The organism is Natronospirillum sp. (assembly GCF_022565775.1).
In the GTDB taxonomy this organism is placed as follows: Bacteria; Pseudomonadota; Gammaproteobacteria; order Pseudomonadales; family Natronospirillaceae; genus Natronospirillum.
Map to the genome: position 1 here is coordinate 1 of NZ_JAIUMC010000113.1, position 9,463 is coordinate 9,463.

Annotated in this window: 9 protein-coding genes; 2 read left to right on the forward strand and 7 right to left on the reverse strand. The window is 55.7% G+C overall.

Annotated features, from left to right (window positions below; translation table 11 throughout):
* Nucleotides 1–105: 105 nt before the first annotated feature.
* The 3 genes from metG to LAT62_RS14820 form a co-directional block, all read right to left on the reverse strand.
* The gene (gene metG, locus LAT62_RS14810; protein WP_293385668.1) at nt 106–2,190 is read right to left on the reverse strand and encodes a methionine--tRNA ligase; all 2,085 of its coding nucleotides are present in this window, start codon (nt 2,188–2,190) and stop codon (nt 106–108) included.
* A 143-nt stretch (nt 2,191–2,333) separates the two neighbouring features.
* Complete coding sequence (locus LAT62_RS14815) at nt 2,334–2,975, reverse strand: response regulator transcription factor (protein ID WP_293385671.1); 642 nt, start codon at nt 2,973–2,975, stop codon at nt 2,334–2,336.
* Nucleotides 2,953–4,050: a PAS domain S-box protein gene (locus LAT62_RS14820; RefSeq protein WP_293385674.1), complete on the reverse strand. Its 1,098-nt coding sequence runs from the start codon at nt 4,048–4,050 to the stop codon at nt 2,953–2,955. Before LAT62_RS14820 ends, LAT62_RS14815 begins: the two co-directional genes overlap by 23 nt.
* Before the next feature lie 248 nt (nt 4,051–4,298).
* Between LAT62_RS14820 and LAT62_RS14825 the strand changes: the two genes are divergently transcribed.
* Entirely contained in the window at nt 4,299–5,363 is a 1,065-nt protein-coding gene (locus tag LAT62_RS14825; RefSeq protein WP_293385677.1) for a sugar phosphate nucleotidyltransferase, read from the forward strand.
* Between the two features lie 62 nt (nt 5,364–5,425).
* Here LAT62_RS14825 and LAT62_RS14830 read toward each other — a convergent pair whose 3' ends face one another.
* The 4 genes from LAT62_RS14830 to LAT62_RS14845 all read right to left on the reverse strand — a co-directional run bounded on the left by LAT62_RS14830 (nt 5,426) and on the right by LAT62_RS14845 (nt 8,031).
* Nucleotides 5,426–5,740, reverse strand: coding sequence for an Hsp20/alpha crystallin family protein (locus LAT62_RS14830; RefSeq protein WP_293385722.1), 315 nt, complete (start codon nt 5,738–5,740; stop codon nt 5,426–5,428).
* Between the two features lie 170 nt (nt 5,741–5,910).
* Nucleotides 5,911–6,381 carry a CBS domain-containing protein gene (locus tag LAT62_RS14835; RefSeq protein WP_367120569.1) on the reverse strand — a complete coding sequence of 157 codons (471 nt, stop codon included), beginning with the start codon at nt 6,379–6,381 and terminating at the stop codon, nt 5,911–5,913.
* Between the two features lie 121 nt (nt 6,382–6,502).
* Nucleotides 6,503–7,096, reverse strand: coding sequence for a carboxymuconolactone decarboxylase family protein (locus LAT62_RS14840; RefSeq protein ID WP_293385728.1), 594 nt, complete (start codon nt 7,094–7,096; stop codon nt 6,503–6,505).
* A gap of 128 nt (nt 7,097–7,224) precedes the next feature.
* On the reverse strand, nt 7,225–8,031 hold the full coding sequence (locus LAT62_RS14845; protein ID WP_293385731.1) for a hypothetical protein: 807 nt from the start codon (nt 8,029–8,031) through the stop codon (nt 7,225–7,227).
* Between the two features lie 131 nt (nt 8,032–8,162).
* Between LAT62_RS14845 and apbC the strand changes: the two genes are divergently transcribed.
* Nucleotides 8,163–9,257: an iron-sulfur cluster carrier protein ApbC gene (gene apbC, locus LAT62_RS14850; RefSeq protein WP_293385734.1), complete on the forward strand. Its 1,095-nt coding sequence runs from the start codon at nt 8,163–8,165 to the stop codon at nt 9,255–9,257.
* The last annotated feature ends 206 nt before the right edge of the window (nt 9,258–9,463 follow it).

A 9,463-nucleotide genomic window follows, 5' to 3' on the forward strand; every position in this document is an offset into this window, starting at 1 on the left:
CGGGACCAGTGAGCGGCGGAAACAAGGCACCACTGTTTGCGGCCTGTTGCCCGGAATCCCTGAGGATCGAGCGTGAATCGAAAAGGCCTCAGGAAGAAGCCAGCCTCAACTGATCCGCGTACCGGGCGGGATGGCGCTATCGGGCTCCAGGACCCAGAGGTCCTGACCTTCGCCGGCGGCGAGCACCATGCCTTCGCTCATGCCAAAGCGCATCTTGCGCGGCGCCAGGTTGTAGACCAGCACCACATTCTTGCCCTGCAGGTCGCTGGGCTGATAATGCGACTTGATACCCGAGAATACCTGCCGGGTTTCGCCATTGCCCACGTCGAGTTTGAGCTGCAGCAGCTTGTCGGCGCCCTCGACATGATCCGCCTCGATTACCCGCGCCACGCGCAGGTCGAGCCTGGCGAAGTCATTGAACTGGATAACCCCGGGAGCGTCATCCTTCTTGCTCGCGGCTGCCGCGTCCTTTTTCTTCTGCTGGTTGGCCGGCTGAGTCGGGTCGTTGGCCTTGGCCTTGGCAGCTGCCTTGGCTTCATCCGTCACCTTGCTGGCCTCGATCATGGCATCCACCTGATCGCGCTCGATACGGGTCAGCAACGGTTTGAACTTGTTGATCGGATGACCGAGCAGCGGCTGCTCGATAGCCGCCCAGCTAAAGTCATCCACGTTCAGGAAGGCGGCGGCCTTGTGCGCCATCTCGGGCAGCACCGGCTGCAGCCAGGTCATCAGCACCCGGAACAGGTTGAGCGACTGGGTGCAGACGGCCAATACCTCGGCGTCGCGGCCTTCTTCTTTCGCCATCACCCAGGGCGCATGCTCCTGAATGTACTCATTGGCCCGGTCCGCCAGGTTCATGATATGGCGGATGGCCTTGCTGTATTCACGGGCCTCGTAGAGCTCGGCGATGGTTTCGCTGGTCTGCAGAAACTCGTCATAGAGCTGCGGATGGGGCAGTTCGTCGGCCAGCTTGCCGCCCAGCTTCTTGACGAAGCCGGCACTGCGGCTGGCGATATTGACCACCTTGCCCACCAGGTCCGAATTCACGCGCTGCACAAAATCATCCAGATTCAGGTCGATGTCTTCGACCGTGTTGCCCAGCTTGGCCGCGTAGTAATAGCGTAGATATTCCGGCGACAGATGCTCCAGATAGGTGCGCGCCATGACAAATGTGCCGCGTGACTTGGACATCTTCTCGCCGTTGACGGTCACATAGCCGTGGGCATAAACGCCACTGGGCTTGCGGAAATCGGCACTGTGCAGCATGGCGGGCCAGAAGAGAGCGTGGAAATTGATGATGTCCTTGCCGATAAAATGGTACAGCTCGGCCTCGCTGTCTTTCTTCCAGAAGGTGTCGAAATCCAGGTCGTCGCGGCGGTCACACAGGTTCCTGAAACTGGCCATGTAGCCGATAGGCGCGTCCAGCCAGACATAGAAGTACTTGCCCGGGGCGTCGGGAATCTCGAAACCGAAATAGGGCGCGTCACGGCTGATGTCCCACTCCTGCAGGCCGCTGCCGAGCCACTCGGACAGCTTGTTGGCCACGCTGGGCTGCAGCGTGCCACTGCGGGTCCACTCCTTCAGCAGGTCGGTGAACTCCGGCAGGCGGAAGAAGTAGTGCTCGGACTCGCGCTCCACGGGCGTGACGCCGGACAGGGCCGACACCGGGTTGATCAGTTCGTTCGGGGTATAGGTGGCCCCGCAGACTTCGCAGTTGTCGCCAAACTGTTCTTCGGCGCCGCACTTGGGGCAGGTGCCCTTGATGAAGCGGTCGGCGAGGAACATTTCTTTTTCCGGGTCGAACATCTGGCGGATGGTGCGCGTGGCGATGTGCCCATTGTCGCGGCACCGGGTATAGATCAGCTCACTGAAATAGCGGTTCTCTTCCGAATGCGTGGTGTAGTAGTTGTCGTAGCTGATCAGGAAGTCCTGAAAATCCTGCCAGTGTTCGGCGCGCATGCGGTCGATCAGGGCTTCTGGCGTGATGCCTTCACGCTCGGCGCGCAGCATGACGGGGGTGCCGTGGGTGTCGTCGGCACAGACGGCGATGCACTGGTGGCCGCGGGCGCGCTGGAAGCGAACCCAGACGTCGGTCTGGATATGTTCCAGCATGTGGCCCAGGTGAATGGGGCCATTGGCATAGGGCAGGGCACTGGTAACAAGAATCTTGCGCGGTTCAGAAGCGGTCATGATCACTCAAAGCCAGGAGTTGGGTTGATAGTCGTGGGACCGCGTATGTTAATGCCTGTGCACCGGTTTTGCCACCGCCGGGTGGCCGCTTCCTGTGACCTTCAGCGCTTCATTCAAATGCTGCCTCTCGACTGCAGAAGAAACTATCTTTCCATGAACCAGGTTACGGCGTGCTGTATCAGGCTGGTATTGTCGGTAAGCCCCAGTTTCCCTTTGATATGCTCCTTGTGTGAGTCGACTGTCTTGCTGCTTATGCTGAGTTTGGTCGCTATCCGTTTGGTTGCATAGCCTTGCCCCAGCATCATGTAGACTTCCATTTCTCTGTCAGAAAGCCTGGCCTCACCGAACCCGCGAGCATAAGCTTTACCCAGCAACTGGCTGGACAGCAGCTCCTCGGCCATCGCCGTGCTAAGAAACAGTTTGCCCAGCAGTACCTGACGAATGGCAGGTACGATATGGCTAATGGCATCCGCTTTATTGATGTAACCATTCGCGCCGGCTCTGATAGCTCGCTCGGCGAACAGGGTTTCGTCATACATTGAAACCACCAGGGCCGGCACATGATTACCTTGGGTGCGAAGGCTCTTGATCAGCTGTAGCCCGCTACCTTCACCGAGATTGAGATCAAGTACCAGAATATCCGGTTTCAGCTCATGAATCAGCCGTTGGGCTTCCGATACGGAGTCGGCTTCCCAACAAAGTTGCATATCCGCTTCGGCCTGTATAAGTGACACCATGCCACGGCGGTAAACCGGATGATCATCAATCACCAATACCTTGTTCATCTGAATGTCCTGTCGAGGCGCCTTCATGGCGAGGTAAGGAGTAATAACACTGGAGCCGGGTTCCGGCTCCCGGCGATGAATGGATGATCAGGCTTGCGCCTATCACATGGGCACGAAAATGTATGTTGCGCAGCCCATTGCCTTCATTATTCAGTCGGCCATCACCAATGTTCACTTTAAAGGGTAGGCCTTTGCCATTGTCATCAACCTCCAGTTGCACATGCATCGGTGTTTGTTCGAGCCGTACTTCTATCAGACTTGCCTCGGCATGCTTCAGGGCATTATGTATCGCTTCACGAGCAATCCGATAAAGCTGGACTTCAACCCCGTAGTTTCCCGATGCCCGCTCGCTTGAAGAGTGCATCCGCACCGGCGTTGTCCCATAACTGTTGCACCGGTCAACAAAGCGCATGAGCGCCACTTCCAGCCCCTGCTCTTCCAGGTCTACCGTAGCCAACTCATTGATCACCAACTTGATGCTTCTCACGCTCTGCTGCAACTCATCACTCAGCATGAGCAGTTGCTGTCCCAGGTTATTGCCGTCCCGCTGCAGCTCACTGGCCATGCTCCTCACCTGCATTGCCATACCCGCCAGATTCTGACCCAGATCATCATGCAATTCGCGACTTATTCGGTTACGCTCCATTTCGCTGCATTGCAGGTACTCCCTTTCCAGCTGCAACTGTTGGGTCATGTCGCGGATAATTCCTATGAATCGCGGAAAACCTGTTACAGGTCTCACTGACAAGCTGACCGGGAACAAGTTGCCATTCTTGTGTTTGGCCACCAGTTCCCGCCCCAAGCCGATGAGGCGTTGCTCTCCCGTCTGCAGATAACGGGAGAGGTACATGTCATGCTTATCGGCGTGATGGGCAGGCATGAGCAGAGAAATACTCTGCCCGATCAACTCCTGCGCTTGGTAACCAAATAGCGTCTCAAGCGCCGAATTGACCCTCAGAACCATGCCGTGGTGGTCAATGGTGACAATAACATCGGTGGCAGCCTGCATAATGGCATGCAGCTCCATGCGGCTGATTTCCTGATCTATTCCCTGATCGAGGAACTCGTTGTCCATACCTGGCCTGCTTAAAATGAAAGGGCTAATGAGCTCGATTGTGGGTGGACCGAGGGATTGTCATCCAGGATTACTGCAGTGTTTTCCAATAGGGGTTTTTCCTACCCCGGTTTCCGACTAACCCCGACTGCCATACCATACGAAAAAGTTTAAGATTTAACCAAATCAAACGTTACGCCGATTACGTTGCTGCAACAAGAATCGAAGTGGAAATTTGCGTACCATTTGATCACCACAGGAGATTCAGTATGGCATTTGTCATCTCCGACCTGGGTAGCCGTACCAGCAATCGACCGGGGCGCCTTTCCAAATCTGAGAACCTTTTTGTCGGCACCGAAGATGAGCAAGGTTCAGACTGGGCCATTGTGCTGGCAGGCGGCAGTGGCGAACGCATGCGAGCTTCTATCAGCAATTGGATGGGGACCTACAAGCCCAAGCAATTTTGTGCTTTTGTTGGCACTCGCACCATGCTTGACCATACCTGGGACAGGGCACTTCAGCTCGTGGGATCAGACCGTATTGTCACTGTGGCCGTGACTGAACATCGCTGCTATTTCGAGCAGATGGGCAGAAGGGTGCCAGGCACCTTGATATTTCAACCCGAAAAGATAGGCACTGCGGCGGCGGTGTACTTGGCTTTGGCCTATATTCTGGCATTGGATCACCGAGCAAATATTATTCTGATGCCCTCTGATCATTTTATCTACCCTGAATCCCGCTTTGTCGAATTGGCAGAGCAGTCATTGGCTACTGCACGTCGATATCCTCAACAGATAGTGTTGTTGGGTGCCGAGGCCACCTGGGCCAACTCCGATTATGGTTGGATAGAATCCCACTTGAGTATTACTGAACACTCAGGCGAAGACCCTGTTTCCACTCTCATGCAGGTTGACGGATTCATCGAAAAGCCAAGGATGTCGGAAGCGACCCGACTATTTTGCCAGGGAGCACTCTGGAGCACGATGATAGTCGCCGCAAGAGCCAAGTCACTCTGGATTCAGGCGCAGGTGCAGCAACCGGAGTTTTTTGCCTGCTTGCTGCAGATCAGGCGCCTGCTTTCTCAGGCCAGACTAGGCAAGTTTTCGATGCAAGCCCTGGACAAGGCTTTGAAGCAAATATTTTTACGTATGCCCATACTGGATTTCTCACGGGATCTCTTGCAGGGGTGCTCCAATCAGTGTTTGGTGCTACCCATGACAGCGTTGGCCTGGGACGACTGGGGCCGTCCTGAGCGAATACTTCGTTGCATTGAGCAGTATGGTCTTGACCCCAATTCAAGGACCATCAGCAGAACCACTAATCATTGTCATTGAAGGTAAAAACGAGGAACGATGCCATGTTGGATCACATGGCATCTGGAATATGGGCACACCCGTCAATTGATGGTAATAGCTTTTACTTCTTTTTTCTTGCCGGGCAATTTGCTCAGGTGTATTTGCAGCAGCCCATCTTTGCATGTTGCAGAGATATGACTCTGGTCGATGTAATCCGGGAGACGAAAACGGCGAATAAAAGCGCCATATCCTCTTTCCAGATGCAGGTAGTTGTCACCCTTGTCTTCCTTCTCCTGGATGCGCTCACCACGGACGACCAGGACTCCCTCGTCTATTTCAACGTGCAGATCCTTGCGCTCCATGCCGGGTACATCCATTTTAACCAGAACTTCTTTGTCGCTTTCCAGCACATCCATGGAAGGACTCCAGTGCATTTCTGAAGGGAGCCCCCACCCGGTATTCAACAAATCGCTGAATCTATCGTAGAAGGAACCCATATCGCTGAAAGACGCTTTGCGGGATACTTGGTTCCCGGAACCCATGATTGGAAACAAACTCATTTCATTTCTCCTTGAGCAGGTTGATGTCAGGCGGCGGTAGGTACCTTCGCCAGTGTTCGGTGAGTGCAGACTGATGCCAGAGTGTCGGCGACCTCATTGGCCTTGACCTGCTTGCCACCATCTTTGTAGTAACTTCTGGCAATGTCGTTCAGAGACAGAATGCCGACCAGATGTTGTTTTCTATCGAGCACTGGCAGGCGCCTTAACTGGTGGACTTGCATCAATGTTTCGGCAGCAGAGAGGTCATCATCGATGCCTGTGGTTACCAGGTTTTTGGACATGGATTCACCGACCGGAATATCCCCCAGCAGACACCCCTGAATGAACGCTGCCATGGCGATATCGCGGTCGGTAATCATGCCAATGACCCGGTTTTCATTATTGATTACAGGCAGTGCCCCGCAGTCGCCTTCCCACATCATTTTCGCGGCTTCCTGGAGAGACTCCTCAGCATTAATCGCTCTTACTTCTGAGGTCATACACGCTTTGACTTTCATGCGACTATCCTGATGTTGTGAAATCTGGATAAAGTATACGTCGCATTATTGCTGGCCGAACTCGTAAAAAACCATATTTTCGAGTAGGGAAATTTCCTATAGAACGTGAGGTGGCAAAGACTCAGAAACGATGCTTGCCGACGGTCCAGCCGGTGGGGCGGAGATGCTTTTCGCCGGCTTCCACTGCACCGTCCTCCATGGTGGTGCCCATGCTGTCGTTCCAGCGGTTTAGGAAGCCAAACAACGAAACGACGCCGAGGATTTCCACGATTTCGTCGTCAGTCCAGTGCTCTTTCAGGCTGCGGGTGATGGGTTCGTCCACCGCGTTGGGGACCGAGGCGGCGGCCAGCGCGAACTCGAAGGCGGCCTTTTCTGCCCGGGTGAACAGGTCGCTGTCGCGAAAATTCCAGATGTTGTCGAGGCGCTCCTGCGAACCGCCATAACGCTCGGCTGCAAGAATGGTATGAGCCTGACAGTAGCGGCAGCCGGTGCTGGCACTGGTCAGGTAGGCCAGTAAGCGCTTTTGTTCGCTGGTCACCCGCTCCTGATTGTCCATCACGGCCCGATTCAACTGTATGAATGCCTGTGCAATTGCCGGGCGGCGCTGCATGGTAAGCACGCTGTTGGGGCAGAAGCCCAGGGTTTCGTTGAAAAACTGCGCCAGCTCTGCGACTTCTGGGTCATGGTCGGAGGGCAGGGGATGTACCAGCGGCATGTTGACTCCTTTTACCCATGTCAGTTTGACCTATGACTTTAGGGTTAGTCTGCTCATAGGTCGAGTTCTTTCTCTAAAAGTGTATTGTGTTTGTCAATGGCCGCAATAAGCAAGACAGGGCACTTGGGTCAGGTACAGCGTCTGATTGGACGACTCTGGGCGCCGACACTGACAAAGGTGCCTGGTCCGGCGGAAAAGCTGACCCGCCCCGACACCTGAACCCCAAAACGTGCGGTATCCATGATGAAGGTCAGTTCGTCTTGCGTCCTGACCCGCCGATAGCGAAATGGCGGGGGAGGGTTGTCGCGATAGGTCCGATAGAGCGTGATGGTGACTGGGATCTCTCCGGTCAGCGTGGCACCCGCTGCGCGGTCAAGCTGCTGCTTGACCGTCTGCATGTTGATTTCGATCAGGTCCTGATCACGTTCGAGAGATCTCCGGACTTCCCATTCGTCTCGCCCACAACGGGCGCTGAACGACCACATCAGGGCTTCCTGTGCCTCATTCTCATAGGTGACTGTGCGCCGTTCATCCGGGCCCACGCGCGTGCCGGCGAAGGCTTCCGGGTCTTCCAGGATGATCCGGTCTCCAAACGGCAGCGTGTGCACTGCCAGCCCGTCGACTACCAGGGTGTAGGGTGCATCGCCCACATTGAGATCCAGCCGGTAGTCTCCCCTGCGGCCATCCGCAGAGAGTGGAGTTTCGCGGCCTTCGGCATCGCGCACATACAGTTGGGTATCACTGGCCCTTACCCGACGTGACCAGAAGCCCTGGCGAAGTTCGGTGGCGAGTTCAATCTGGTCTGGCTTCTGCTGGTAGTCAATGGTCACTGTCAGCCGCTCACTGTCCGCCCGCTCCAGAGGGATGCTGGCGCACCCTGTCAGCAACAGGGCAAGGCAGGTGATCAACCCCGCCTTTTGCGGTGCGTGCTTCATGGCCTCAGCCTCCATCGACTGTCGTTTATGCTTGGACGCTTACCGTTCCAGACTTTATACTATAGTTGAGTAAAACACTTGGTTATTCACCAGCTTTAAACTCGAAAGTAACAGCAAATACGGAGTCCGCTTTGTCTCAGACCGTTCCCGATCGCGCCCACATAGCCCGGTGCCTGCGTCAGGTCACTGACCCGCATACCGGCCAGCCGCTGGATTCCCCGCAGCTCAAGTCATTTCAGATCGAACAGGACCGGCTACACGTGGTACTCGAGCTTGGCTATCCTGCCCGTCTGTTCGGCCCGGGCCTCGCCACTCTGGTGAGCCAGCAGCTCGAAGTCATTCATTCGGGCCCCATCAAGGTGGATGTTGAATGGGCGGTTGCCCGTCAGGCCACTGCCGGGCAGACCGCCGCCATGGCCAATGTCAAAAATATCATTGCTGTGGCGTCCGGCAAGGGTGGGGTGGGTAAATCGACCACTGCGGTCAACCTGGCTCTGGCCATGGCTCGCGAAGGCGCCAGAGTAGGCGTTCTGGATGCGGATATATACGGCCCCAGCCAGGGCATGATGCTGGGCATACCTTCCGGCACCAAACCGGAAACCCGCGAGGGCAAGTGGTTTGTGCCGCTGCAGGCCCATGGTGTGCAGGCCATGTCGATGGCGTTTATCACCACGGACAAGACCCCGATGGTGTGGCGTGGTCCCATGGTCAGTGGCGCGCTGCAGCAGTTGCTCGGCCAGACACAGTGGGATGACTTGGATTACCTGGTGGTCGATATGCCACCGGGCACAGGCGATATTCAACTGACCTTTGCACAGAAGGTGCCGGCAACGGGCAGTGTCATTGTTACAACGCCTCAGGACATCGCCCTGCTGGATGCCAGGAAAGGCATCGAGATGTTCCGCAAGGTCAACATACCGGTACTGGGTGTGGTCGAGAATATGGCACTGCATACCTGCAGCCAGTGCGGCCATCAGGAGGCTATCTTCGGGCACGGCGGCGGAGAGAAACTGGCCAGGGACTATGACGTGGATATTCTCGCCAGCCTGCCGCTGGATATGCAGATTCGCGAACAGGCGGATGGCGGTGCGCCCACGGTGATCAGTGATCCGGAGTCGGATATCGCCTTGCAGTATCAGGTACTGGCACGTCGGACCATGGCCAATATCGCGGCCCTGGCGGCTGACGGGCCTGCGATACCGACTTTCAGCGTCACTGAAGATTGAGAGCGATTGAGAGTCGCTCTGTTTCGTCAGCGGATGGTCTTTAGTCGACAGTAGGACTTGGTCGACAGTAGGATTTAGTCGACGGTAGACAGTGCACAGTGGACAGTAATGGCTTGACAGCCCTTCGAGGTTTGGCAACGCTCGTTCTGTCTTCTGTCTTCTGTCTTCTGTCTTCTGTCTTCTGTCTTCTGTCTTCTGTCTTCTGT